Annotated in this window: 21 protein-coding genes; 9 read left to right on the top strand and 12 right to left on the bottom strand. The window is 73.9% G+C overall.

The window, feature by feature from the left end:
* Positions 1 to 169 precede the first annotated feature (169 nt).
* On the bottom strand, positions 170 to 1,036 hold the full coding sequence (locus tag ACIPW5_RS23800) for an alpha/beta fold hydrolase (protein WP_401248309.1): 867 nt from the start codon (positions 1,034 to 1,036) through the stop codon (positions 170 to 172).
* 316 nt (positions 1,037 to 1,352) lie between these two features.
* The gene (locus ACIPW5_RS23795; RefSeq protein ID WP_401248306.1) at positions 1,353 to 2,045 is read right to left on the bottom strand and encodes a metal-dependent transcriptional regulator; all 693 of its coding nucleotides are present in this window, start codon (positions 2,043 to 2,045) and stop codon (positions 1,353 to 1,355) included.
* A gap of 227 nt (positions 2,046 to 2,272) precedes the next feature.
* Here ACIPW5_RS23795 and ACIPW5_RS23790 point away from each other — a divergent pair, with 227 nt between their 5' ends.
* Complete coding sequence (locus ACIPW5_RS23790) at positions 2,273 to 3,028, top strand: SIS domain-containing protein (protein WP_401248303.1); 756 nt, start codon at positions 2,273 to 2,275, stop codon at positions 3,026 to 3,028.
* 57 nt (positions 3,029 to 3,085) lie between these two features.
* On the opposite strand, the gene ACIPW5_RS23785 is transcribed toward ACIPW5_RS23790, so the two are convergent.
* The gene (locus ACIPW5_RS23785; protein WP_401248300.1) at positions 3,086 to 4,396 is read right to left on the bottom strand and encodes a PAS domain-containing protein; all 1,311 of its coding nucleotides are present in this window, start codon (positions 4,394 to 4,396) and stop codon (positions 3,086 to 3,088) included.
* Between the two features lie 431 nt (positions 4,397 to 4,827).
* Positions 4,828 to 5,451: a pyridoxamine 5'-phosphate oxidase gene (gene pdxH / locus ACIPW5_RS23780; RefSeq protein ID WP_401248621.1), complete on the bottom strand. Its 624-nt coding sequence runs from the start codon at positions 5,449 to 5,451 to the stop codon at positions 4,828 to 4,830.
* Between the two features lie 238 nt (positions 5,452 to 5,689).
* Here pdxH and ACIPW5_RS23775 point away from each other — a divergent pair, with 238 nt between their 5' ends.
* Positions 5,690 to 6,796 (top strand): citrate synthase 2, encoded by a 1,107-nt coding sequence (locus ACIPW5_RS23775; protein WP_401248297.1) that lies wholly within the window; start codon positions 5,690 to 5,692, stop codon positions 6,794 to 6,796.
* 68 nt (positions 6,797 to 6,864) lie between these two features.
* On the opposite strand, the gene ACIPW5_RS23770 is transcribed toward ACIPW5_RS23775, so the two are convergent.
* From ACIPW5_RS23770 to ACIPW5_RS23740, 7 genes are all read right to left on the bottom strand, one after another.
* On the bottom strand, positions 6,865 to 7,464 hold the full coding sequence (locus ACIPW5_RS23770) for a TetR/AcrR family transcriptional regulator (RefSeq protein WP_401248294.1): 600 nt from the start codon (positions 7,462 to 7,464) through the stop codon (positions 6,865 to 6,867).
* Positions 7,452 to 8,195, bottom strand: coding sequence for an enoyl-CoA hydratase family protein (locus ACIPW5_RS23765; protein ID WP_401248291.1), 744 nt, complete (start codon positions 8,193 to 8,195; stop codon positions 7,452 to 7,454). Before ACIPW5_RS23765 ends, ACIPW5_RS23770 begins: the two co-directional genes overlap by 13 nt.
* A 691-nt stretch (positions 8,196 to 8,886) precedes the next feature.
* Positions 8,887 to 10,038, bottom strand: a complete 1,152-nt coding sequence (locus ACIPW5_RS23760; protein WP_401248288.1) for an acyl-CoA dehydrogenase family protein — start codon at positions 10,036 to 10,038, stop codon at positions 8,887 to 8,889.
* Positions 10,035 to 11,939, bottom strand: a complete 1,905-nt coding sequence (locus ACIPW5_RS23755) for a biotin carboxylase N-terminal domain-containing protein (protein ID WP_401248286.1) — start codon at positions 11,937 to 11,939, stop codon at positions 10,035 to 10,037. Before ACIPW5_RS23755 ends, ACIPW5_RS23760 begins: the two co-directional genes overlap by 4 nt.
* Before the next feature lie 7 nt (positions 11,940 to 11,946).
* Positions 11,947 to 13,545, bottom strand: a complete 1,599-nt coding sequence (locus ACIPW5_RS23750) for an acyl-CoA carboxylase subunit beta (protein WP_401248283.1) — start codon at positions 13,543 to 13,545, stop codon at positions 11,947 to 11,949.
* Positions 13,542 to 15,221, bottom strand: coding sequence for an acyclic terpene utilization AtuA family protein (locus ACIPW5_RS23745; RefSeq protein WP_401248619.1), 1,680 nt, complete (start codon positions 15,219 to 15,221; stop codon positions 13,542 to 13,544). Before ACIPW5_RS23745 ends, ACIPW5_RS23750 begins: the two co-directional genes overlap by 4 nt.
* Before the next feature lie 68 nt (positions 15,222 to 15,289).
* Entirely contained in the window at positions 15,290 to 16,138 is an 849-nt protein-coding gene (locus ACIPW5_RS23740) for a TIGR03084 family metal-binding protein (protein WP_401248280.1), read from the bottom strand.
* A gap of 387 nt (positions 16,139 to 16,525) precedes the next feature.
* Between ACIPW5_RS23740 and ACIPW5_RS23735 the strand changes: the two genes are divergently transcribed.
* The 4 genes from ACIPW5_RS23735 (at position 16,526) to nadE (ending at position 20,873) form a co-directional block, all read left to right on the top strand.
* Positions 16,526 to 18,181, top strand: a complete 1,656-nt coding sequence (locus tag ACIPW5_RS23735) for an alpha/beta fold hydrolase (protein WP_401248278.1) — start codon at positions 16,526 to 16,528, stop codon at positions 18,179 to 18,181.
* 168 nt (positions 18,182 to 18,349) lie between these two features.
* Positions 18,350 to 19,153, top strand: a complete 804-nt coding sequence (locus tag ACIPW5_RS23730) for an alpha/beta fold hydrolase (RefSeq protein WP_401248275.1) — start codon at positions 18,350 to 18,352, stop codon at positions 19,151 to 19,153.
* A 513-nt stretch (positions 19,154 to 19,666) separates the two neighbouring features.
* Entirely contained in the window at positions 19,667 to 20,032 is a 366-nt protein-coding gene (locus ACIPW5_RS23725) for a hypothetical protein (protein ID WP_401248272.1), read from the top strand.
* A gap of 19 nt (positions 20,033 to 20,051) precedes the next feature.
* On the top strand, positions 20,052 to 20,873 hold the full coding sequence (gene nadE, locus ACIPW5_RS23720; RefSeq protein WP_401248269.1) for an ammonia-dependent NAD(+) synthetase: 822 nt from the start codon (positions 20,052 to 20,054) through the stop codon (positions 20,871 to 20,873).
* A 605-nt stretch (positions 20,874 to 21,478) separates the two neighbouring features.
* Here nadE and ACIPW5_RS23715 read toward each other — a convergent pair.
* A complete protein-coding gene (locus ACIPW5_RS23715) occupies positions 21,479 to 22,417 on the bottom strand; it encodes an EamA family transporter (protein ID WP_401248266.1) in 939 nt (312 codons plus the stop codon).
* A 191-nt stretch (positions 22,418 to 22,608) separates the two neighbouring features.
* Here ACIPW5_RS23715 and serC point away from each other — a divergent pair, with 191 nt between their 5' ends.
* From serC to ACIPW5_RS23700, 3 genes are all read left to right on the top strand, one after another.
* Positions 22,609 to 23,727 (top strand): phosphoserine transaminase, encoded by a 1,119-nt coding sequence (serC, locus tag ACIPW5_RS23710; RefSeq protein WP_362472982.1) that lies wholly within the window; start codon positions 22,609 to 22,611, stop codon positions 23,725 to 23,727.
* A gap of 318 nt (positions 23,728 to 24,045) precedes the next feature.
* Entirely contained in the window at positions 24,046 to 24,819 is a 774-nt protein-coding gene (locus ACIPW5_RS23705) for a hypothetical protein (protein WP_401248262.1), read from the top strand.
* Complete coding sequence (locus ACIPW5_RS23700) at positions 24,812 to 25,429, top strand: class F sortase (protein WP_401248259.1); 618 nt, start codon at positions 24,812 to 24,814, stop codon at positions 25,427 to 25,429. The genes ACIPW5_RS23705 and ACIPW5_RS23700 overlap by 8 nt, the downstream gene beginning before the upstream one ends.
* Positions 25,430 to 25,475: the final 46 nt, after the last annotated feature.

Genomic DNA, 25,475 nt, shown 5'->3' with positions numbered 1-25,475 from the left:
GGGCACCCGCGGGCCCCCCCGGGGGGCCCCCCCCACCCCCCCGTAAACCCCCCGGGGGGGGGCGGGGGCGGCCCCCCCCCCCCCCGCCCGGGGGGGGGGGGGGGGGGGGCCCCCCCCCCCCCTCTTCCGCTGCCGAGACCGGCCGCCGGGGAGTGACCCCGGCCGGCCGCTACGACACGGCGGCCCCTTCCAGGAAGGGTTCCAGGGCGGTGCGCAGCGCGGCCGGCTGGTCGTAGTGGACGTAGTGCCCGGCGTCCGGGACCTCGGCGTACTGGCCGGCGGGGAGGACGCGGACCATCTCCTGGGCTTCGGCGCGGCCCAGCTCGCCGTCCAGGGCGCGCACGACGAGGGTGGGGCAACGGACCTGGGCCAGTTCCTCCCAGTGCGCGTCGTGCACCCAGGTCTCGCGGACGGTCAGCATCTGGCTGCGGGAGAAGAGCGGGCGCCAGCCGTCCGGCGCCTGGTGCATCACCTCGGCGAAGAAGGCGCCCCGGCCGGGGTCGGGGCGCTCCACGCGGGGGTCGTCCTCGCCGAACCAGCGGCGGGCGGCGTCCTGCGTGGGGAAGGGGACCGGCCAGCGGCGGAACCACTCCTGCCACTCCTGCTGCGAGGCCTCGCCGAGGGCGGAGGCCCGCATGTCGCAGATGACCAGGGCCTGGACCAGATCGGGGCGGCGGGCGGCGAGCTGCCAGCCGGTGAGGGCGCCCATGGAGTGGCCGATGAGGATCACGGGGCCGAGCCCGAGCTGCTCGATGACGGCCTCGGCGTCGGCGACGAAGGCCTCGCGGCCCAGGCGCGCGGGCCGGTCGGGGCCGGGCGCGGGGTGGCCGCTGTGGCCGTGCCCGCGCTGGTCGAGGGCGATGACGCGGCGGTGCTCGCCCAGCCAGCGCGCGGTGCCGGCCCAGTGGAGGGCGCGGCCCATCAGGCCGTGGAGTAACAGGACCGCCGGTTTCCGTGGCTCCGCGGGCGGGTCCCGGAACTCCCAGGCGGCCAGGCGTACGCCGTCGGCACCTGTGACATCGATGCGCTGTACCACCGGAGATGCACCCCCTTAGCTCCCGGCCAGACTATCGAACCCGCATTCGAAAACGGGCGTCTCGCCGACAACACCGCTCTTTCGAGTGACCTTGCTCAAGGATTGGCCGCCGCTGCCGATGGAGATCCTTTCAACAGGGAGGCGGGCCGCTCGGGGAAGACGGTCCGAAGGGGATGACCTTGAGAGCTCGGGGCTCCAGGTCAGCAAGGGGAGGATCGGTCCCGGCGTCGAAAGGCGCCGGGACCGCCTTGCTTCCGGCCGGCCGGAGACACATGGCCTCCGGCCGTCAACACCCTCGGGCGTCGGCCTGACGGGTTCAGCGCTTGGCGACGAACACGTGCGAGGCGATCTCCGGATCCAGCTCCGCGGCCTCGCCGCCGCTGCCGACCAGCACCCCGCCCGGGGACTCCGTCACGCTCACGACGGAACCGGGCTGCACGCCCGCCCGGCGCAGCGTGTACATCAGCTGGGCGTCGGTCTGGATCGGCTCCCCGATCCGGCGGACCACCACCGTCTTGCCCTCGGTGCCCGGCTCCAGGTCCGACAGGCTGAGCATGCCGTCCTCCAGGAACGGGTCCGCCTCGGCCTTCTCCCCCAGCTCCTCCAGGCCCGGGATCGGGTTCCCGTACGGCGACTCGGTGGGGTGGCGCAGCAGCTCCAGCACCCGCCGCTCCACCGCCTCGCTCATCACGTGCTCCCAGCGGCAGGCCTCGGCGTGCACCTGCTCCCACTCCAGGCCGATGACGTCGACGAGCAGGCACTCCGCGAGGCGGTGCTTGCGCATCACGCGGGTCGCGAGCTTGCGGCCCTCGTCCGTCAGCTCCAGGTGCCGGTCGCTGGCCACCGCGACCAGCCCGTCCCGCTCCATGCGTGCCACGGTCTGGCTCACCGTCGGGCCGCTCTGGTCCAGCCGCTCGGCGATCCGGGCGCGCATGGGGACCACACCTTCTTCTTCGAGTTCCAGGATGGTGCGGAGGTACATCTCCGTGGTGTCGATCAGTCCGGACATTCGTGCCCCTCGGATTGCGTGCGCTGGCCCTGTCCCCAATTCTGACGCATCGGGCCGACAACCGTCCCGCCCCGAGCGTCAAGGCATGTACGGGACATCCGGCGGGAGCGCGTCCACGTCCGGATTGACGGCCGTATTGACACGCCCTTGGTCCAGACCGCACGGTGTCGGCGGACATCGACGACGCAGCCACCGCGCACCCCACACCCTGGAAGGGCCCACGGCGTATGAGCGAGAGCAAGCTGGCCGGGCAGTTCTTCGACGCCGCCATCGGCCTGCTGGAGCGGGTCCGCGACGAGGAGGGCTCACGGATCACCGAGGCCGGGACCGTCATCGCCGAGGCCGTCGCCTCGGGGAACCGGCTCTTCGCCTTCGGCGCCGGACACTCCTCGCTGCCCGCGCAGGACGTGGTCTACCGGGCCGGCGGGCTCGCGCTGATGAACTTCCTCGCCGTCCCGGGCACGGCCGGCGTCGACGTGATGCCGGCGACGCTCGGCAGCGCGCTGGAACGGGTCGACGGGCTCGCCGGGGCGGTCCTGGACAGCAGCCCCGCCTCGGCGGGGGACGTCCTGGTGATCATCTCGCTGTCCGGGCGCAATTCGCTGCCCGTGGAGATGGCGATGAACGCGCGCGCGATCGGCCTGAAGGTCATCGGCGTGACGTCCCTGGCCTATGCGACGGGGACGAAGTCGCGGCACGTCTCGGGCAGCTTCCTGAAGGACCACTGCGACATCGTGCTCGACAGCAAGATCGCGGTCGGCGACGCCGAGCTGTCGGTGGACGGCATCGACGCGCCGTTCGCCCCCGCGTCGACGGTGGTGACCAGCGCCATCATGCAGGCCGTGATGGCCGCCGCCGCCGGGGAGCTGGTGTCCCGCGGGGTGGAGCCGCCGCTGCTGCGGTCGGGGAACGTCGACGGCGGGCACGAGTGGAACGGCCGGGTCATGCAGGAGTACGGGGACCGGATCTTCTTCCGGCACTAGGGGCCGCGGGCCGCACCGCCCCGCACCGGCCGCACCGGCCCGGCCCGGCCCGGCCGGTCAGAGCGGGTGGCGGGCCAGGTCCAGGTCGGCCGCCACGCGGGCCGCGACCTCCTCCGCGTACAGGGCGTCCGCCCGCTCGAACGCGGGACGGGAGGGGCCGCGGAGGAAGGTCAGGGCGCCCAGGGTGCGGCCGCGGCTGCGGAGGACCGCGCACAGGGCGTGCGTGGCGCCCGGGGGCCACCGGCGGGCCCGGGCCCACCCGTCGGCCGCCTCCCCGGCCGGGGCGCTGGCCCGCACCGGGCCGATCCGCTCCAGCGCCTGGAGCGCCGGGTGCGCGGGCTCGTAGCGCACCGGGATCGCACCCGGCCCCGGCAGCAGCAGGGCCAGCCCCGACGGGGACGCCCCCGAGCGGACCAGGCGCCCGCCCGGCCCGGGTTCCAGTACGTCGAGCAGCGCGTGCTCCGCGAAGCCGGCCAGAGCGAAGTCCAGCCGGACGGCGGCCGCCTCCGCCGGGTCCTCGCACTCGGCGGCGGCCCGCCCCGCCCGGTACAGCTGGTTGGCCCGGAACCGCAGCTGCCCGGTGTCCAGCTCGGCCTGCCGGCCCTCGGTGACGTCCTGGAACAGCCAGCCCACCCCCAGCGGCACCGGCTCCTCCGCGAGCGGCGACCCCAGCCGCAGGAACCCGCACCGCCAGCAGCGCCGCCGCACCCCCTCCGGGGTCCGCACCGACACCCACAGCTCCAGCGGCGACGGCGGCGCCCCCTCGGCCAGCACGTGCTGGAGCGCGCCCTCCAGCTCCTCGACGCCCTGCTCCAGCAGATCCCCGAGCGGCCGCCCGAGCAGCGCGCTGCGCCCCGCCCCGAAGGCGCGGGCGGCGTGCGCGTTGACCACCGCCGGGCGCAGGTCCACGTCGACGAGGACGACCCCCCAGGAGGCGTCGTCCATCAGCGCCTCGCTCAGGGCGATGGACCGCTCCAGGTCGATCTGGGCGTGGACCTCGCTGAAGGCGCAGTAGACCCCGGCCGGCTTCCCGCCGGCGCCGGGCACCCCGGCGGACTGGGTCCGTACGAGGATCCGCCCGCCGTCCTTGGTCAGCAGGGCGAACTCGTGCACCTGCCGGCCCGGCGCGTCCTGCGCGGACATCAGCCGGTCCTGCACGTCGTCCGCGTCGGCGGCGCGCACCGCCCAGCCCGCGAAACCGCGCCGCCCCACCGCCTCGGCGGCGCTCCAGCCGAGGATCCGCTCGGCCTCGCGGTTCCAGTGGGTGATCACCCCGTCGGAGTCGAACGCGCACAGCGCGGCGTCCATGCCGTCGAGCAGCGCTGCGAGCAGATCGTCGGCGGTCTCACCGCGTCCGGAAGCACTCACCCGGCACCCCCTGCAGGTGTTCGCGTGTGCGGCACGTCAGATCATTGAACTGGAACGTGACCCAGGCCACACGCGCTTCCCGGAATCCTCCCGGATACCTCCCGGAATGTCCGCCCGGAAACCCGCGCATTAAATCGCTTGAGGGCTCCGGGACGCCGATCTAGGCTCTGCCGTACACGAGAAGGGAGGTGGTTCCCGAAATGTACGGAAACCGGACGCGTGAGGTGGCTGCGGGCTAAGGGCCCGTCGTCAGCAACGCACCCAGTGCGGTGCCCGGCGGAACCGCCCGGCGCCAATCCCAGCAGTCACCCGACCCGCGGTCTCGCCGGCACGTCCGGCCGGCTCCTCTCACTGCAGGAGAGGAACCCGAGACCGCGGGTCGCCTGCGTTCAGACTCCGCCGGAAGCCGGGAGCCGCCACCGGCGCCACCGCTACGGGCAGAGCCGCTCCAGGCGCCACTCGCCCCCGTCCAGGACGTACCGCAGCCGGTCGTGCAGCCGGTTCTCGTGCCCCTGCCAGAACTCCAGCGCGTCGGGCAGCACCCGCAGCCCGCCCCACTCCGGCGGCACCGGCACCTGCTCCCCCTCCGGATACCGCGCCTCCAGCTCGGCATAGCGCCGGTCCAGCTCCGCTCGCGAACCGATCACCGTCGACTGGGCGCTCGCCCACGCGCCCAACTGCGAACCGTGCGGGCGCGACCGGAAATAGGCGGCCGTCTCGTCCCGGCCGATCCGCTCCGCCCGGCCCGTCACGATCACCTGCCGGGCGATCGGGTGCCAGGGGAACAGCAGCGAGACGTACGGGTTCTCGTCGATCTCCCGCACCTTCCGGGAGCCGTAGTTGGTGAAGAAGACGAAGCCCCGCGAGTCGAACTGCTTCAGCAGCACCGTGCGCGAGCTGGGACGTCCCCCGGCGGTGGCGGTCGAGACGACCATCGCGTTGGGCTCGAAGAGGTGCGAGTCGGCCGCCTGCTGGAACCACAGGGCGAACTGCGCCATCGGGTCGTCGGCGAGGCCCGCCTCCTCGACGATCTCGGAGCGGTACTGCTTGCGCATGACGGCGGGGTCAATGTCCTGATCGGTCACACCGCCATCCTGCCGCAGCGCACCGGGTACCGGTGTGCCGTATGTCACGCTTCCGCAGGCCCACCGGAACGGACAAAATCTTGGGGCCGGTCCGAGGGTCCCCGCACGGATGACCTTCGACCGTGCCGGGCATCAACGGGGATGACCGCGCCGGACCGCGAATCACGCCGGGAGCCGCGCGTGTTCGCACTACCTGAGGAGCCGCCTGATGTCCGATTTCGTACCCGGACTCGAAGGGGTCGTCGCGTTCGAGACGGAGATCGCCGAGCCTGACAAGGAAGGCGGATCGCTCCGCTACCGGGGGGTGGACATCGAAGACCTGGTCGGCCACGTCTCCTTCGGGAACGTCTGGGGCCTGCTGGTCGACGGTGCGTTCAACCCCGGCCTGCCCGCCGCCGAGCCCTTCCCCATCCCGGTGCACTCCGGCGACATCCGCGTCGACGTGCAGTCCGCGCTGGCCATGCTCGCTCCCGTGTGGGGTCTGAAACCGCTGCTGGACATCGACGAGCAGACCGCCCGCGACGACCTCGCCCGGGCCGCCGTCATGGCGCTGTCGTACGTCGCCCAGTCCGCCCGCGGCCAGGGCCTGCCGATGGTCCCGCAGCGCGAGATCGACAAGGCCGAGTCCGTCGTCGAACGCTTCATGATCCGCTGGCGGGGCGAGCCCGACCCCAAGCACGTCAAGGCCGTCGACGCCTACTGGACCTCCGCCGCCGAGCACGGCATGAACGCCTCCACCTTCACGGCCCGCGTCATCGCCTCCACCGGCGCCGACGTCGCGGCCGCCCTGTCGGGCGCCGTCGGCGCGATGTCCGGCCCGCTGCACGGCGGCGCGCCCTCGCGCGTCCTCGGCATGATCGAGGAGATCGAGCGCACCGGCGACGCCGTGGCCTACGTGAAGAAGGCCCTCGACAAGGGCGAGCGGCTGATGGGCTTCGGCCACCGCGTCTACCGCGCCGAGGACCCCCGCGCCCGCGTCCTGCGGCGCACCGCCAAGGAACTCGACGCCCCGCGCTACGAGGTCGCCGCCGCCCTGGAGAAGGCCGCCCTGGAGGAGCTGCACGCCCGCCGCCCCGACCGGGTGCTCGCCACCAACGTGGAGTTCTGGGCCGCGATCATGCTGGACTTCGCGGAGGTCCCGGCGCACATGTTCACGTCCATGTTCAGCTGCGCCCGCACCGCCGGCTGGTCGGCGCACATCCTGGAGCAGAAGCGCACGGGCCGCCTGGTGCGGCCGTCGGCGCGGTACGTGGGCCCGGGCCGCCGGGACCCCCGTGACATCGGGGGCTACGCGGACATCACCGCCACCGCCTGAGGCCTCCCCGTCCTGCGAGGGCGCCGCATCCCGTAGGGGGTGCGGCGCCCTCGCACGTTCCCGGCGGTTCACCCCAGGGCGGCGTCGATCACCTGCGACCACTGGGCGACGACGCGGTCCCGGCGGGCCCTGTCGTCGGTCAGGACGTTGGCCAGCCCCAGCCCGCGGGCCATGTCGAGCAGGCCCTGCACGGTCTCCCGCACGCCGGGCCGCGACTCGTCCGCGCCCAGCAGCTCGACGGCGATCCGGTGGGTCTCGCGGCCGACCCGGGCCTCCAGCTCGACGACCTGGGGCCGCAGCTGCTCCTCGTTGGACGCGGCCACCCACAGCTGGAGGGCGGCGCGGAACAGGGCACCGGTGTACAGGTCGACCAGGGCCTCGACGACCGCGGCGCGCGGGCGCGGGGCCGGGGTGGTCTGGAAGAGCTCCCGCAGGGCGGTGGAGCGTTCCTCGGAGACGTACTCGACCGCGGCGGTGAAGAGGGCCTCGCGGGTCGGGAAGTGGTGCTGGGCCGCACCGCGCGAGACGCCGGCGCGTTCGGCGACGACGGCGACGGTGGAGCCCGCCCAGCCGTGTTCGGCGAGGCAGGACACGGCCGACTCCAGCAGGTGGCGCCGGGTGACGCGGCTGCGGGCCTGCTTGGGGACGGCGCCGGTCACCGTACCCATGACGGGTCCCGGCGCTCGAAGCGGGCGGTGATGCCCTCGCGGGCCTCGGCGGAGGCGAACAGCCGCGCCGACAGCTCCGTCAGGCGGGCGCCGTCGCGGTCCAGGGCCTCCCGTACGCCGGCGGCGACCATGGCCTTCGTCTCGGCGAGGGCCTGCGGGGACGCCTTGCGCAGGCCGTCGAGGACGGGGGCCAGGGCGGTGTCGACGTCGTCCGCCGCGTGGAGCGTCAGCAGCCCTATGCGGGCGGCCTCGGGGGCGTCGAAGGCCTCCGCGGTGAGGAGGTAGCGGGAGGCGGCGCGCGGGTCGAGGCGCGGGAGCACGGTCATGGAGATCACGGCGGGGGCGAGGCCGAGGTGGGTCTCGGTGAAGGCGTACGTGGACTGCGGCCCGGCGGCGGCGATGTCGCAGGCGCCGAGCAGGCCGAGGCCGCCGGCCCGGACGTGGCCGGTGACACGGGCGACGACGGGCTTGGGCAGCGCGGTGACCTCGCGGAGCAGGGCGAGGAAGTCGTCGGGGTCGCAGGGGGACTTCAAGTCGGCGCCGGCGCAGAAGGTGTTGCCGGTGTGGGTGAGCAGCACCGCCCGGGTGGCGGGGTCGGCGGCCGCGTCGGCGAGGGCCGCGCGGAGCTCGGCGACGAGCTGCGCGGAGAGCGCGTTGCGGTTGGCCGGGGAGTCGAGGGTGAGGGTGGTGATGCCGGTCGCCGCCGGGGCGGCGTGCACGAGTGGGGGCATGTCTTCTCCTCCGGAGGGGTCAGCGGGCGGACCCGGCCGGCCCCCCTCGGGGGCAGGTTACGCCCTTGCCCTGGCCGGGCGGTGTGGCTGCGGGGCGGGGGATTGCCCTGGTGGGCGGGGTCCCGATGGGCGGGGTCCCGGTGGGCGGGGTCCCGGTGGGCGGGACGGTACGCACGGCTGCGGGGCCCGGGCGGGGCCGCCCTGACGGGCGGGGTGTCGGGGGCGTGCTGCGAGGGCCGGGGGTGGGGACGGGGTGGGGTGCCGTCCGGGACGGGCTTCGATGTTCGGCGCCTGTTCCGGATTGCATGCGTACGGGGTACCGCGCGCCGAAGTCATCTCGTTTTAGTCCCGGACGACACCCCACCCCGTCCCCACCCCCGACCGGTCGGCTGACAAGTCCGGCCCCGCCAACGACTCTGGCCCCGCCAACGACTCCGGCCCTGCCAACAACTCCGGCCCTGTCGGCAACTTCAGCCCCGCCGGCAACTTCAGCCCCGCCGGCGCTTGAGGCGCGGGCGCGGTAGCGCCGTATCGGGTCAGGGGCGGAGCCCCTGGGAACGGTGGAAGGGCGGGTAGGGGACCCAGCCCCGCGCAGCGGCAACGCACCCGCAGACGGCCCACCCACCCCCGCCACCCGAACCGGCCCCGCCCCCGGTCCGACGGCCGGAGGCTGCGGCGCGTTCAGAAGGAATCAGTACGACTTGGGGAGACCCAGGGTCTGGTGGGAGACGAAGTTGAGGATCATCTCCCGGCTCACCGGGGCGATGCGGGACACCCGCGCCGCGGTGATCAGGGAGGCGAGCCCGTACTCGCGGGTGAGCCCGTTGCCCCCCAGGGTGTGGACGGCCTGGTCCACCGCCCGGACGCACGCCTCCCCCGCCGCGTACTTCGCCATGTTCGCCGCCTCACCGGCCCCCATGTCGTCCCCCGCGTCGTACAGCGCGGCCGCCTTCTGCATCATCAGGCGGGCGAGTTCCAGCTCGATGTGCGCCGTCGCCAGGGGGTGGGCGATGGCCTGGTGGGCGCCGATCGGGTCCTTCCAGACCTGGCGGGTCTTCGCGTAGTCCACCGCCTTGGACAGGGCGTACCGGCCCATGCCGATGGCGAAGGCCGCCGTCATGATGCGCTCCGGGTTGAGGCCCGCGAAGAGCTGGAGGAGGCCGGCGTCCTCGTCGCCGACCAGGGCGGAGGAGGGCAGGCGGACCTCGTCCAGGAGGAGTTCGAACTGCTTCTCCGCCGCCTGGAGTTCCATGTCGATGACCGAGCGGGAGAAGCCCGGGGCGTCGCGGGGGACGATGAACAGGCAGGGCTTGAGCCGGCCCGTGCGGGCGTCCTCCGTGCGGCCGACGACGAGGGTGGCGTCGGCGATGTCCACGCCGGAGATGAAGACCTTGCGGCCGGTGAGGATCCAGTCGTCGCCGTCGCGCCGGGCGGTGCTGGTGATGCGGTGGGAGTTGGAGCCGGCGTCGGGTTCGGTGATGCCGAAGGCCATGGTGCGGCTGCCGTCGGCGAGGCCGGGGAGCCAGGTGCTCTTCTGGGCGTCGGTGCCGAAGCGGGCGATGACCGTGCCGCAGATGGCCGGTGAGACCACCATCATGAGGAGGGGGCAGCCCGCGGCGCCCAGTTCTTCGAGGACGAGGGAGAGTTCGGCGATGCCGCCGCCCCCGCCGCCGTACTCCTCGGGGAGGTTGACGCCGAGGTAGCCGAGCTTGGCGGCGTCCGCCCACAGCTCGTCGGGGTGGCCGCCCTCGCGGGCGACGCGGGCGAGGTAGTCGCGGCCGTAGCGCCGCCCGAGGGCGGCGACGGCGGCGCGCAGGGCCTGGTGCTCTTCGGTCTCGATCACTGCTGGTCCTCCTGGACGACGGCGAGCAGGGCGCCGAACTCGACCTGGTGGCCGGTGACGGCGTGGAGCGCGGTGAGCGTGCCGGAGGCGGGGGCGAGGATGCGGTGCTCCATCTTCATGGCCTCCAGCCACAGCAGGGGCTGCCCGGCGGTGACGGTGCTGCCGGGGGCGAGGCCCTCGGCGACGCGGACGACGGTGCCGGGCATGGGGGCGAGCAGGGAGCCCGGTGCGGTGCGGTCCTGGGGATCGGGGAACCGGGGTACGGGCACGAGGGCGTGGGAGCCGAGCACGGAGTCCACGTAGACCGTGTTCGATTTGTGTTTCACGTGGAACATCCGCCGGACACCGGCGACTTCGAGGGTGACGGCCTCGGGGCCGGCGGCCAGGACGCGGACGTCCGGGTCGGCCGGCGGGGCGTACTGGGCCTCGTACTCCGCGCCGTCCACGGTGTAGCGGCGGGTCCTGGGCCGGGAGGGGAGGTTGCGCCAGCCGCCGAGGCGGGCGGCGAGGGGGGCGCCGGGGGCCGGGGCCGCTTCGGCGAGCGCGGCGGCCAGGCAGGCGAGCGCGGGGTCCGGGGCGGCTTCGACGAGGGTGTCGAGGTGGCGTTCGTAGAAGCCGGTGTCGAGCCGGGCGGCGGTGAACTCCGGGTGGCGCAGGGAGCGTACGAGGAGGTCGCGGTTGGTGGTCAGCCCGTGGATCCGGGCCCGGGACAGGGCGTCGGCGAGGATCCGGACCGCCTCGGCGCGGGTCGGGGCGTGGGCGACGACCTTGGCGAGCATGGGGTCGTAGTGGATGCCGACCGTGTCCCCGGCGGTGAATCCGGTGTCGACGCGGACGTGGCCGGGGAGGTCGAGGGTGTGCAGCACCCCGGTCTGCGGGCGCCAGTCGTGGGCCGGGTCCTCGGCGTAGAGACGGGCCTCGACGGCGTGGCCGGAGGGCTCGGGCGGGGTGGGGGGCAGGGGTTCTCCCTCTGCGATGCGCAGCTGGAGGGCCACCAGGTCGAGGCCGAAGACCGCCTCGGTGACGGGGTGTTCCACCTGGAGGCGGGTGTTCATCTCCAGGAAGTAGGGGCGGCCGTCGGCTCCGACGAGGAACTCGACGGTGCCCGCGCCCCGGTAGGAGACCGCGCGGGCGGCGGCCACGGCGGCGGCGTGGAGGCTCTGGCGCAGGGGCTCGGGCAGGCCGGGGGCCGGGGCCTCCTCGATGACCTTCTGGTGGCGGCGCTGGAGGGAGCAGTCGCGGGTGCCGAGCGCCCAGACCGTGCCGTGCGCGTCGGCGAGGACCTGCACCTCGACGTGCCGGCCGCGCTCCACGTACGGCTCGGCGAAGACCTCGTCGTCCCCGAAGGCGGAGAGGGCCTCGGCGCGGGCCGCCTCCAGGGACTCCTTGAGGGAGTCGAGGTCCCGTACGACGCGCATCCCGCGTCCGCCGCCGCCCGCCGCGGCCTTGAGGAGGAGGGGCAGGTCGGCGGTGGTGGCGGTGGCCGGGTCGACGGGGTCGAGGAGGGGGACCCCGGCGGAGCGTACGAGGTCCTTGGCCCGGGTCTTGGAGGCCATGGCCTCGATGGCCTCGGGCGGCGGGCCGATCCAGGCCAGGCCCGCGGCCAGGACCTGGCGGGCGAAGCCGGCGTTCTCGGAGAGGAAGCCGTACCCGGGGTGCACGGCGTCCGCGCCGGCCGCGCGGGCGGCCTCGATCAGCAGGTCGCCGCGCAGGTAGGTGTCGGCGGGGGCGGCCCCGGGCAGGCGGACGGCCACGTCGGCGTGGCGGACGTGGAGGGCGTCGGCGTCGGGGTCGGAGTGGACGGCGACCGTGGACAGGCCCAGGTCGCGGGCCGTGCGGAAGATCCGGACGGCGATCTCGCCCCGGTTGGCGACGAGGAGGGAGGTGATCGGTGCGGTCATCTGGGGCTCACATCCGGAAGACGCCGAAGCCGCCGCGGGCGCCCTCGACGGGGGCGTTGTGGACGGCCGACAGGCACAGGCCGAGGACGGTGCGGGTGTCGCGCGGGTCGATGACGCCGTCGTCGTACAGCCGGCCGGAGAGGAACATGGGCAGGGACTCGGACTCGATCTGGGCCTCCACGAAGGCCCGCATCCCGGCGTCCTGTTCCTCGTCGTACGGCAGGCCGCGGGCGGCGGCGGACTGGCGGGAGACGATGGAGAGGACCCCGGCGAGCTGCTGGGGGCCCATGACGGCGGACTTGGCGCTGGGCCAGGCGAAGAGGAACCGGGGCTCGTAGGCGCGTCCGCACATGCCGTAGTGGCCGGCTCCGTAGCTGGCGCCGATGAGCACGGACAGGTGCGGGACCCGGGAGTTGGACACCGCGTTGATCATCATCGAGCCGTGTTTGACGATGCCGCCCTGCTCGTACTCCTTGCCCACCATGTAGCCGGTGGTGTTGTGGAGGAAGAGGAGGGGGATGTCGCGCTGGTTGGCGAGCTGGATGAACTGGGCCGCCTTCTGCGACTCGGCGCTGAAGAGGACCCCCTGGGCGTTGGCGAGGATGCCGACGGGGTAGCCGTGCAGGGTGGCCCAGCCGGTGACCAGGCTGGGTCCGTAGAGGGGCTTGAACTCGTCGAAGTCGGAGGCGTCGACGATGCGGGCGATGACCTCGCGCGGGTCGAAGGGGGTCTTCAGGTCCGGCGGGACGATCCCGAGGAGCTCCTCGGGGTCGTACAGCGGCTCCTCGGCCCGGGGCGGTTCGGCGTGCGGCTTGCGGTGGTTGAGCCGGGCCACGATGCGGCGGGCCTGGCGGATGGCGTCGTACTCGTCGAGGGCGTAGTGGTCGGCGAGGCCGGAGACGCGGGCGTGCATGTCGGCGCCGCCGAGGGACTCGTCGTCGCTCTCCTCGCCGGTGGCCATCTTGACCAGGGGCGGGCCGCCCAGGAAGACCTTGGAACGGTCCTTGATCATGACGGTGTGGTCGGACATCCCGGGGATGTACGCGCCGCCGGCGGTGGAGTTGCCGAAGACGACGGCGACGGTCGGGATGCCGGCGGCGGAGAGCCGGGTCAGGTCGCGGAAGACCGCCCCGCCGGGGATGAAGATCTCCTTCTGCGAGGGCAGGTCGGCGCCGCCGGACTCGACGAGGCTGATGCACGGGAGCCGGTTGCGGAGGGCGATCTCGTTGGCCCGCAGCGCCTTCTTCAGCGTCCAGGGGTTGCTGGCGCCGCCGCGGACGGTGGGGTCGTTGGCGGTGATCAGGCACTCGACGCCCTCGACGGTGCCGATGCCGGTGACCATCGAGGCGCCGACCGGGTAGTCGCTGCCCCAGGCGGCGAGCGGGGACAGCTCCAGGAACGGGGTGTCGGGGTCGAGGAGCAGCTCGACGCGCTCGCGGGGCAGCAGCTTGCCGCGGTCGCGGTGCCGGGCGGTGTACTTCTCCCCGCCGCCGGCGAGGGCCTTGGCGTGCTCGGCGTCGAGCTCCGCGAGCCGCTCCAGGGCGGCGGTACGGGCCTTCGCGTGCTCGGCGGAGAGCGGGTCGACGGTGGTTCCGAGGCGGGTCATCGGGTCCCCTCAGGTGCGGGTGGCGGGCTGTCCGGGAGGAGCCGGCCCGGGGGCCGGGGGTCGGGCAGGAGGTGGGCCGGGACGTCGAGCCGGCGGGCGCGCAGCCATTCGCCGAGGGCCTTGGCCTGCGGGTCGAAGCGGTGGCCGGAGGCGACGCCGTCGCCGAGGAGGCCGGGGACGGTGAAGTTCAGGGCGCGCAGGTTCGGCAGCACGTGGCGGGCGACGGCCAGCTCCCGCGTCTCGGGCAGCAGTTCCTGGAAGACCTCCACGGTGAGGGTGCGGTGCAGCCACCGCCAGGCCTCCTCGCCCTCCACCCACACCCCGACGTTCGCGTCGCCGCCCTTGTCCCCGCTCCGGGCCCCGGCCACCGCCCCCAGCGGGGCGCGCACGGTGGGCGTGGGCGCAGGGTCCGGGGGCGGCGGTGTGGCGGGATCCGGGACGGCGGGCGGGACGGCGGCCGGGGGTGGTGGTGGCGGGACCGGCAGGCGGGTGCCGTCCTCCAGCACCGCCGCGTGCGGGACGGAGCCGGCCGGGACCAGGTCCGAGGCGAACACCCCGTAGGGCTGTGCCGGGCCGGGCGGGGCCGTCACGTGGAACCCGGGATAGCTGCCGAGGGCCTGCTCGACCGCGGCCGAGGTCAGGGCCCGGCCCACCCGGTCCGGGGAGGGATCACGGACCACCAGCCGCAGCAGGGCGCTCGCCGCCTCCTCCGTGTCCGCGTCCTCGTGGTCCGTGCGGGCGAGGGTCCAGCGGACGGACTCCACCCCGTCCAGCGCCCCCGCCAGCTGGGCCCGCACCAGGGCGGCCTTGGCCTCGACGTCGAGGCCCGTCAGGACGAACACCACCTCGTTGCGCCAGCCGCCGACGCGGCTGACGCCCACCTTCAGGGTGGCGGGCGGGGGCTCCCCCCGGACCCCGCTGATCCGGACCCGGTCGTCGCCGTCCGGGGTCAGGCGGACCGTGTCCAGGCGGGCGGTGACGTCGGGGCCGAGGTACCGCGCGCCCTGGGTCTCGTACAGGAGCTGGGCGGTGACCGTGCCGGGGGTGACGGCGCCGCCGGTGCCCGGGTGCTTGGTGACCACCGCCGAGCCGTCCTCGGAGACCTCCGCGAGCGGGAAGCCGGGCCGCCGGACGTCGTGGCCGGTGAAGAAGGAGTAGTTGCCGCCGGTGGCCTGCGCACCGCACTCCAGGACGTGGCCCGCGACCACCGCCCCCGCCAGCCGGTCGTACTCCTGCGGGCCCCAGTCGAACCACCAGGCCGCCGGCCCGCTGACCAGCGCCGCGTCCGTAACCCGGCCGGTCACCACCACGTCCGCGCCGGCCCGCAGGCAGGCGGTGATCCCGGCGCCGCCCAGGTAGGCGTTGGCGGTCAGCGCGTCCTGCCCGTACGGCATCAGGTCGTCGCCCTCGACGTGCGCGACGGAGACGGGCACCCCCACCTTCGCCGCCAGCGCCCGCACCGCCGCCGCCAGCCCGGCCGGGTTCAGCCCGCCGGCGTTCGCCACGATCCGCACGCCCCGGTCGTGCGCGAGCCCGAGGCCCTCCTCCAGCTGTTTCAGGAAGGTCTTGGCGTAGCCGAGGTCCGGGTTCTTCAGACGGTCCCGGCCGAGGATGAGCATGGTGAGCTCGGCGAGGTAGTCGCCGGTCAGCACGTCCAGCGGGCCGCCCGTCAGCATCTCGCGCACGGCGTCGGACCGGTCCCCGTAGAAACCGGACGCGTTGCCGATGCGCAGCGCCCGGCGGGTCACCACCCGCTCGCCCCGGGCTTGCGGCCCTGGCCCGCCGGACCGGCGAAGGCCTGGGCGATGTCGAGCCAGCGGTCGGCGTCGGCTCCGGCCGCGGTGAGGGCGAGGTCGGCGCGGTGGGCGCGCTGGGTGACCAGCAGGCAGAAGTCCAGGGCCGGCCCGGTAATCCGCTGCGGTGCGTCCGCCGGACCGTACGCCCACACCCCGGCCCCGTCCGGAGCCGTCAGCTCCACCCGGAACTCCCCCTCCGGCGCGGGCAGTCCCCGGACCGCGTACGCGTAGTCGCGCGCCCGCACCCCGATCCGCGCGACGTGCCGCAGCCGGGCGGTGGGGGTACGCGGCACGCCGAGCGCGTCGGCCACGTCCTGGCCGTGCGCCCAGGTCTCCATGAGCCGGGCGCTCGCCATGGACGCGGCCTTCATCGGGGGCCCGTACCAGGGGAACCGGGCGTCGGGCGAGGCCGCCGCGAGCGCCGCGTCGAGCGCGGCTCGGCCCGCGCGCCACCGGGCGAGCAGCTCGGCGGGCTCCAGCGCGGCGCCTTCCGCGGCACCTTCGTCGACGAAGGACTCGGGGGCCTTGAGCGCCTCCTCCACCATCCGGGCGAAACCCTCGGCATCGGTGAGGGAGAGCAGCGCGGCCCGGTCGGTCCAGTGCAGGTGGGCGATCTGGTGGGCGATGCTCCACCCGGGCGCGGGCGTCGGGCGCGCCCAGACCGGATCCGGCAACTCCCCCACCAGCGAGTCGAGTTCCCGGCCCTCCTCGCGGAGGTCGGCGCGGAGTGCGGTGAAGACGGCGGCGGTTGAGGTCGCGGCCGCGACGGACCGGTCTTCGACGGACGGATCGGGCACGGCGTGCTCCCCTCTCGGCGTGGGGGGAAGCCTGGCAGCCTCCGATAAAACAATCAAGCGTGCTTGCATTATTTTTACGGGCCGCGTCCGGTTCCGCTCCGGTTCCGCGTCCGGTTCCCGCCATGCGCGCCAATTCCGCTCCATGGAAGGGCACTTGATCCGGATCCGGCATCCGGCAAGGCCCGGCCGGGGGGAACGGCGGGAACCCGCCGCCACGCACCCGGAACGGTCAGGTGCGGTTCCGGCCGTACGCCGCCGATGCGCCCTGGCGGCACCCGCCGTGCGCCGATACTGGGGGCTCACCGCCCGCGCAGCCGCCGCACCGGGCCGCGCACCCCCCTCCCTCCACGCGCCCCTCCACGCCACCGACGACGAGGACGGTCCGCCGTGAATCCCGCTGCCCCAGCCGCGTTCCACTCCCTCTACCCCGAACTCGACGCCACCGCCCTCACCGCCTTCGCCACCGCCCTGGAGAGCGGCGACCCCACCGGCCTGCCGCCCGCGCGCGCCGCCGAGGTGCGGGCCGCACGGGCCGCGGCCGCCTTCAGCCGGGGCAAGGTGACCGGCACCTGCGGGGACCTGCTCGACGCCGCGCTCTGGCGGCACACCGGCCCCGGGCCGCGGGCGGCGGTCGTGATGCCATCGCCCTGGACGGGCCTGGGCTGGACCTCGTACGCCGTCCAGGCCGCCGCGCTCGCGGCGCGGGGCTACGACGTACTCGCCTACACCGTCCGCGGGTTCGGCCGCTCCGACGGCCAGGCCGACTTCGCCGGGCCACTGGACGTCGCCGACGGCAGACGCGCCCTGGACCACCTCCTGGAGCGCGCCGCCGGCCCGGTCACCAGGATCGGCTTCCTCGGCGTCTCGTACGGCGCCGGCATCGGCCTGCTCACCGCCGCGCACGACCCCCGGGTCGACGCGGTGGCGGCGCTCGGCGGATGGGGCGACCTCGGCGAGGTCCTGTACGAGAACTCCACCCGCCGCGCCGCCGCCGTCCAGGCCCTCCTCGCATCGGCCGGCCGGGCCCGGCTGGGCCCGGAGACGGAGCGGGCCCTGGAGGACGTCCTCGCCGACCGGGGTGCGGAGGGCGCCCTGCGGTGGGCGCAGCAGCGCTCGCCGTTCGGCCACGTCAAGGAGTTCAACCGCAGGCGGGTGGCGGTCTTCCTCTCGCACGCCTGGCACGAGACGGTCTTCCCCGCCAACCAGACCCTCGGGTTCTTCGGCGAACTCACCGGCCCCAAACGGCTCGACCTGTCCGTCGGCGACCACGGCGGCCCCGAGAGCGCGGGACTGCTGGGACTGCCGAGCCCCGTGTGGACGGACGCGCACCGCTGGTTCGACCACCACCTGTGCGGCGCCGCCAACGGGGTGGAGGGTGAGGACGAGGTGCGCTCCGAGGTGATGTGGAGCCGCGCCCTGGAACCCTCCACCGGCCTCCCCACCCCGGGCGGGAGCGTCCGCCGGCTGTACCTCACGGGGGGCGGGGGGCCGGGCGGCGTCGGGGGGCTGGCGGCGGAGCCCGAGCACGGCTGGGCGGCGGGCGTGCTGTGCGGGGTGGACACCCCGGCGGCCGTGGCCGACGCCGTGGTGCGGTCCGGGTACGCGGAGATGGCGGGCCGCCCGAAGCCGTACCCGGGCGCCGAGATCGGCGCCGCCGCGGCCGCGTCCGTCACCGCCGCCTGGTCCGGGGACCCCGCCGAGGAGACCCTCCGCGTACGGGGCGTCCCGCGCCTGCGGGTGACGTACCGCGCGGCGAACTCCGGCTCCACCTTCGTCGCGTACCTCATGGACCTGGCCCCGGACGGCTCGGCCCGGCTGATCACGCACGCCCCGTTCAGCGACCTGCAGTCCCCGCCGGACAGCCTGATCAGCGCGGACATCGACCTCCAGGCCACGGCGTACGACGTCCCGCGCGGGCACCGCCTCCTGCTGGTGGCGGCCGCGCGCGACCCCTTTTACGGGGACGCCAACCTGCCGCGCGCGACGCTGGCGTTCACCTCGCCCGAGCCGACGCCTTCTTATCTGGAGGTGCCGGTGGGGTGAGGGGTGGGGGGGTGAGGGGTGAGGGGTGAGGGGTGGAGGGGGTGAGGGGTGAGGGGTGGAGGGCGAGAAATCTGTACGGTTGTTTTAGACGGACGTATTGAACGAGCGTATGGATTCTGGTTATGGTTCTTCACGTCAAGGCGAGAACGAACCGCGAAGGGATCCACCATGGCTGCGCACGACACCACCCCCACCACCGCCACCCGCTCCGAACTGACCGTCGACGGCCGCCGGTTGTCGTACCTCGACTTCGGCGGCACCGGCCGCCCGCTGGTCGCGCTGCACGGGCACCTGTCCGAGGGCGCCACGTTCGCCGACCTCGCCCGCGCCCTCGGCCCCGACTGGCGGGTGATCGCCCCCGACCAGCGCGGCCAGGGCGAATCCGACAGTGCGGCCGACTACACGCGGGAGGGCTACCTCTCCGACGTCGGCGCCCTGCTGGACCACCTCGGACTGGAGCGCGTCGTCCTGCTCGGCCACTCCCTCGGAGCCGTCAACGCCTACCAGTTCGCGGCGCGCCACCCCGAGCGCGTGAGCGCCCTCGTCAACGCCGAGGGCCCGGCCGCGCTCGGACTGGACGGCCCGAACCCGCTGGCCTTCCTGCTGCAGCTGCCCTACGAGGCCCCGACCCGCGAGGCACTGGTCGCGGCCCTCGGGCCGGCCGCACCGTACTTCTCCGACCGGCTCCGGGAGAACGCCGACGGCAGCTGGCGCCTGCCCTTCCGCCCCCGGGAGATGTACGACTCCGAGCACCACGTCCACGGCGACCACTGGGCCGACTGGACGGCCTCCACCTGCCCGGCCCTGCTCGTGCGGGGCACCAAGGGGGTCATCCCGGCCGACCAGGCCCGGGCCATGACGGAACGCCGCCCCGGCACCGCCCTGGCGGAACTCGACACCGACCACTTCGTGTACACCGCCGAGCCGGAGGCCTTCGCAGCGGCGGTGGCACGGTTCCTGGAGGGGGTCTGAGGGAGCGGTACGCCCTGGGACGGTCTCAGGGAGGGTTGGGGGCTTCCCGTCAGTCCCATCGTCCTTCCGGTTCGGGCCGGTCCCTCAAGGGCGCTCCTTCGTCGCGTCGCTACGCGATCGCCTACGGCGACCCTTGACCGACCGACCCGCCCCGGAAAGCCGAAAGACTGCCGGGAAACCCCCAAAGAAACGGCACGGTCCAGAGGAACAGGGACGGCCACGTCAGCGATGAGGCGAGGGGCCGGGCGCCGGCTGCCTGCACGAGAGGTCGATCCGATCCCCCTGCGGACCACCCAAGCGCCACAGATCGCTACGCGCTCCTCCCGTCTCAGCGACCGACGACCGCCCGGGGCCGATACCCGCACCAAAAGTCGATCAGAACAGGCCAGGGACCCGACAGGCGCGACAGATCGCTACGCGCTTCTCCCGGCTCAGCGACCGACGGCCGTCCTGGGCTGATACCCGCACCACAGGGTGATCAGGGTGATCAGGGAGGTGCGGAAGCATGGGGGCATGCCGCACGTACTCGACGCCCCCGGAGGGCTGACCGACAGGGCGCGACGCTTCCTGTCCGCACGAGGTCGGGCCGTTCCGTTCCCGACGGTGGAGAACCCGGACGATGCGCAGGTCGCGGAGCGGCTCGCGCGCTTTCCGGGCGTGGACAAGGACGTGTTCCTCGCCCGGCTCCGACCGGCGCGCCATACGGAGTGGTGGTGGGAGTCCGACGGGTTCCGGGTGCACGTGTGGCACACGTTCGCGGAGCTCTTCGAGCAGGACCGGCTGGCGAAATGGGGACTCTGGGCGCGGGACGAGGCAGGGGTGCGGGCCGCCCACCGGTTCCTCGCGGGCCTTCCCGCTAGGGTGGACGGCACATCGTGAACCGGAACAAGGAGCAGACGTGAGCGGCATCGCCCTGCAGCAGGAGATCGCCCGGGAACTCCAGGTCGCCGAGACCTTCGAGGCCGAGCGGGAGATCGAGCGCCGGGTGGCCTTCCTCACCGAGCGGCTGACCTCCACGGGTCTGCGGTCCCTCGTCCTGGGCATCAGCGGCGGTGTCGACTCGACCACCACGGGCCGGCTCTGCCAGCTCGCCGTGGAGCGGGCCCGCGCGGCGGGGCACGAGGCGCGGTTCTACGCGATGCGGCTGCCCTACGGCGTCCAGGCCGACGAGCACGACGCGCAGCTCGCCCTGTCCTTCATCCAGGCCGACCACGTCCTGACCGTGGACATCAAGCCCGCCAGCGACGCGGCCCTCGACGCCTCGGTGGCCGCCGGGGTCGCCTTCGGCGACGCCCACCACCAGGACTTCGTCCACGGCAACATCAAGGCCCGCCAGCGCATGATCGCCCAGTACGCAGTCGCCGGTGCGCACGCGGGCCTGGTGGTCGGCACCGACCACGCCGCCGAGGCCATCTCCGGGTTCTTCACCAAGTTCGGTGACGGCGCCGCGGACGTGGTCCCGCTGACCGGCCTGACCAAGCGCCGGGTGCGCGCCGTCGCCGACGCCCTGGGCGCTCCCGCCGAGCTGGTGTGGAAGGTCCCGACGGCCGACCTGGAGACCCTCGACCCGGGCAAGGCCGACGAGGACGCGCTCGGTGTCACGTACGACGACATCGACGACTTCCTGGAGGGCAAGCCGGTGGACGCGCGCGCCTACGAGACGATCGTCAACCGCTACCGCCTCACCGAGCACAAGCGCCAGCTCCCCATCGCCCCCTGATCACCGTCCTGATCACCCTGTGGTGCGGGTATCAGCCCAGGACGGCCGTCGGTCGCTGAGCCGGGAGAAGCGCGTAGCGATCTGTCGCGCCTGTCGGGTCCCTGGCCTGTTCTGATCGACTTTTGGTGCAGGTATCGGCCCAGGGCGGTCGTCAGACGCTGAGACGGGAGGGGCGCGTAGCGATCTGACGCGCCCTTCGGGCCCCTGAGCTGCTCTGTTCGTCCTTTGGTGCGGGTATCAGCCCAGGGCGGTGGCCGGACGCTGAGACATGAGGAGCGCGTAGCGATCTGCTGCGGGTGGCCGCGCCCCCGGCCGCGGACCGGGGATGTGGCGGCTCGGATGTCGGGCGGGCCGGCGCCCGGCCCCTCGCTCGTCGCTGACGGGCCCGTCCCTCCAGCCTCTGCCCGGTGACCGTTTCTTTGGGGGTTTCCCGGCAGTCTTTCGGCTTTCCGGTTCGTGCCGGTCGGTCAAGGGTCGCCGTAGGCGATCGCGTAGCGACGCGACGAAGGAGCGCCCTTGAGGGACCGGTGCGAACCGGAAGGACGATGGACTGCCGGGAAACCCCCAACCCTCCCTGAGACCGCCCAGGGGGATCCCGGTTCCCCTCAGCCGGCTTCCCTCTGCGACCGGACCGCCCCCATGCTGGCTGCGATCACCAGGGCGATCGCGAGCGCGTCCAGGGCCGACATCGCCTGGCTCAGGACCAGGAAGCCCGCGGTCGCCGCGATGGCCGGTTCGAGGCTCATCAGGATCGCGAAGGTCGGGGCGGGAAGCCGGCGGAGGGCGAGGAGCTCCAGCGTGTACGGGAGCACCGACGACAGCACCGCGACGCCGAGGCCCAGTGCGAGCGTGCTCGGGGTGAGGAGGTCGGAGCCGACTTCCGCCACGCCCAGCGGGAGCGAAATGACCGCGGCCACTGCCATCGCCAGGGCCAGTCCGTCGGCCTGCGGGAACCGGCGGCCGGTACGGGCGCTGAAGACGATGTACGCCGCCCACATCGCGCCCGCGCCCACCGCGAAGGCCGCGCCGAGCGGGTCGAGGCCGCCGAGGCCCCCTCCGCCGTGGCCGGCCAGCAGGGCGACGCCGGCCAGGGCCAGGGCGGCCCACAGCAGGTTCACCAGGCGCCGCGAGACGATCACGGACAGGGCCAGCGGGCCGAGCACTTCGAGGGTGACGGCGGGGCCGAGCGGGATGCGGTCGATGGACTGGTAGAACAGGCCGTTCATGCCGGCCATGGCCACGCCGAACGCGACGACCGTCCCCCAGTCGGAACGCCCGTACCCGCGCACCTTCGGGCGGCACAGCACCAGCAGCACCAGAGCGGCGGCCGCGAGCCGCAGGGTGACCACGCCCGCCGCGCCCACCCTGGGCATGACCATCACCGCGAGGGCGGCCCCGAACTGCACCGACACCCCGGCCGAGACCACCAGTGCGACCGGTCCGAACCGGGAGGCCCGGGCGGGGGCGGGAACCGGGGCGGCGGTCGTCGGGACGGCGGTCGTCGGGGCGGCGGTCGTCGGGGACGAAGAGGATGGTGCGGGCATGAATCCAGACTAAGGGGTGCGTAAGACCCATCACGGAGCGTCCTGCCTTACACACCCTCCCCCGGCCCCTCCCCCGGCCCCTCAACCGGCCCCTCAACCGTCCCCTCAACCGGCCCCTCAACCGTCCCCTCCCCGTCTCACCGGGTGGACGCGCCTCCGACGCCCGGTCCGGGACCCGATACGCTCCGCTCGTGGCTGAGATCCAGATTCCCGCTGACATCAAGCCCGCCGACGGACGCTTCGGCGCGGGCCCCTCCAAGGTGCGGACCGAGGCGCTGGACGCCCTCGCCGCCACCGGTACCTCCCTGCTCGGCACCTCCCACCGCCAGGCCCCGGTCAAGAACCTGGTCGGCTCGGTGCGCGAGGGCCTCCGGGACCTCTTCTCCCTGCCCGAGGGGTACGAGGTGATCCTGGGCAACGGCGGCTCCACCGCCTTCTGGGACGTCGCGACCGCCGGTCTGATCGAGCGGAAGTCCCAGCACCTCACCTTCGGCGAGTTCTCGTCGAAGTTCGCCAAGGCGGCGAAGCTCGCGCCGTGGCTGGACGAGCCGTCCGTGATCTCGTCCGAGCCGGGCACGCACCCCGAGCCGGTCGCCGAGGCGGGCGTGGACGTGTACGCGTACACGCACAACGAGACCTCGACGGGTGTCGCGGCGCCGGTCAAGCGGGTCGCGGGCGCGGACGCCGGGTCCCTCGTCCTGGTGGACGCGACCTCGGGTGCGGGCGGTCTTCCGGTGGACATCACCGAGACGGACGTCTACTACTTCGCCCCGCAGAAGTCCTTCGCCTCGGACGGCGGCCTGTGGCTGGCGGCGTTCTCGCCGGCCGCCCTGGAGCGGGCCGCGCGCGTGCACGCGTCGGGCCGGCACATCCCGGAGTTCTTCTCGCTGCCGACGGCGATCGACAACTCGCTGAAGAACCAGACGTACAACACCCCGGCGCTGTCGACCCTCTTCCTGCTGGACCAGCAGCTGAAGTGGATGAACTCGCAGGGCGGTCTGGAGTTCACGACGGGCCGTACGGCGGCCAGCGCGCGGAACCTGTACGGCTGGGCGGAGGCGTCGAAGTACGCGAGCCCGTTCGTCCAGGACGCGGAGAAGCGTTCCGCGGTCATCGGCACGATCGACTTCTCGGACGACGTCGACGCGGCGGCGGTGGCGAAGGTGCTGCGCGCCAACGGCATCGTGGACACCGAGCCGTACCGCAAGCTCGGCCGCAACCAGCTGCGCATCGCGATGTTCCCGGCGATCGACCCGGCGGACGTGCAGGCGCTGACGGCCTGCATCGACTACGTGATCGAGCAGCTCTGATCCGACGATCCGACGGGGCCCCGCCCCTCACGCCCGTTCCTGTGGAGCCCCCGGCGCCTTTCCGGCGCCGGGGGCTCCCGCGTTCCGGCCCCCCAGTGCCCCCCCCCACCCCCCGGGACCTTGGTCCTGAAATACCGGGCAAAAGAACAGCAAACGGACGCCCATCACCCCGCCCCCACCTGCGGATCCCCCCTCCGGGACCTTCGGCCCGGCCCTCCGGGCGCCTCCCGGCCCCTGAAACCGAACACCGCGAATGTCCCTCTTGTCCGGTGTGCCGGGAAAGACCCCGGCCTGGCCCGTTCCGTTCAGGAGGAACTCATGCGCAAGGCACTCACCCTCACCGCCGTGGCCCTCACCACGTCGCTGGCCCTCGGCGGCGCCACCGCGTTCGCCGTCGACACCCCCACGCCCTCCCCCACCGCGAGCACGCACCCCGCCGCCTCCGCCCGCGTGGAGGTGCCCTCCTCCCCCGTGAAGCCCGGCGACGCCGTCAGCGTCACCGTGACCGCCCCGGCCGGCTCCACGAACCTCTCCGTCTCCTCCGCCGCCCTCGGCGACGTCAAGCTCACCCCGGGCAAGGACGGCCACTGGAGCGGCACCGCCAAGGTCGCCGACGTCAAGGACGGCTCCTACGGCGTCTCCCTCACCGGCAGCGCCCCCGACGGCACCAAGCTCCAGGCCACCGCGCAGCTCACCGTGAAGAAGGGCGACTCCCCGAAGCCCCCCACCCCCACCTCCTCCACGCTCCGCCTCTCCACGGACTTCGGCCGCCCCGGCGACAAGGTCACCGTCACCGTCAAGACCACCGCGAAGGACGCGTACGTGAAGTCCGACGCCTTCGCGGGCGGCAAGGTCGACCTCAAGAGCGACGGCCACGGCACCTTCACCGGCACCGCCACGGTCGCCAAGAACACCAAGACCGGCTACTACGGGGTCGACGCCTTCGCGGGCGGCAAGAAGTTCGACACGGTGAAGTTCTCCGTCGAGGCCAAGGGCAACCCGGACGTGAAGCCCGTGACCCCGCTGAAGCCCTCCGAGCACAAGACGCCCAAGGGCTCCGTGAACACCGGCCAGGCCCCCGCCGATGCCTGAGACCGCCCCCTCCCGCCGCCGGGGCGGCCGCGCACGCCGCGCCGCCGCCCTGGCGGGGGCCCCGGCCCTCGCCCTCGCCCTGGCCACCGGCTGCTCGGCGGGCGCCCAAGCGCACGGGACCACCTCGCGGACGGCCGCCACCGCCCTCCCCGCCTCCGTCCCCGACCGCATCAAGATCCCCGGCATCAAGGTCGACGCCCCGCTCGACACCGTCGGCCTCGACGCCCAGGGCGTCATGCAGGAGCCCGACTTCGCCAAACCGGACGACGCCGCCTGGTACAAGGACGGCCCCACCCCCGGCGAGGCCGGCGCGGCCGCGATCGTCGGGCACATGGACACCCCGCAGGCCCCCGAGGCCGTCTTCTACAACCTCAAGACGCTCAAGCAGGGCCAGGAGATCGAGGTCCACCGCACCGACGGCACCACCGCCGTCTTCGCCGTCGACGCGGTCGACACCTTCAAGAAGGACGCCTTCCCCACCGGCAAGGTCTACGGCGACACCCGCGGCAAGGCCGAACTCCGCCTGATCACCTGCGGCGGCGACCTCACCGCCGACCGCCACTGGGACTCCAACGTCGTCGTGTTCGCCCACCTCACGGGCAGGGCCTAGCCGCCCACGCGATACCTTCAGCACTCCAGAGGAGTACGCAGCACAG

This window comes from Streptomyces sp. NPDC090077 (assembly GCF_044747545.1).
Taxonomy (GTDB): domain Bacteria; phylum Actinomycetota; class Actinomycetes; order Streptomycetales; family Streptomycetaceae; genus Streptomyces.
The sequence above is the reverse complement of the archived record's forward strand: the minus strand, read 5'-3'. Positions and strand labels throughout refer to the sequence as shown.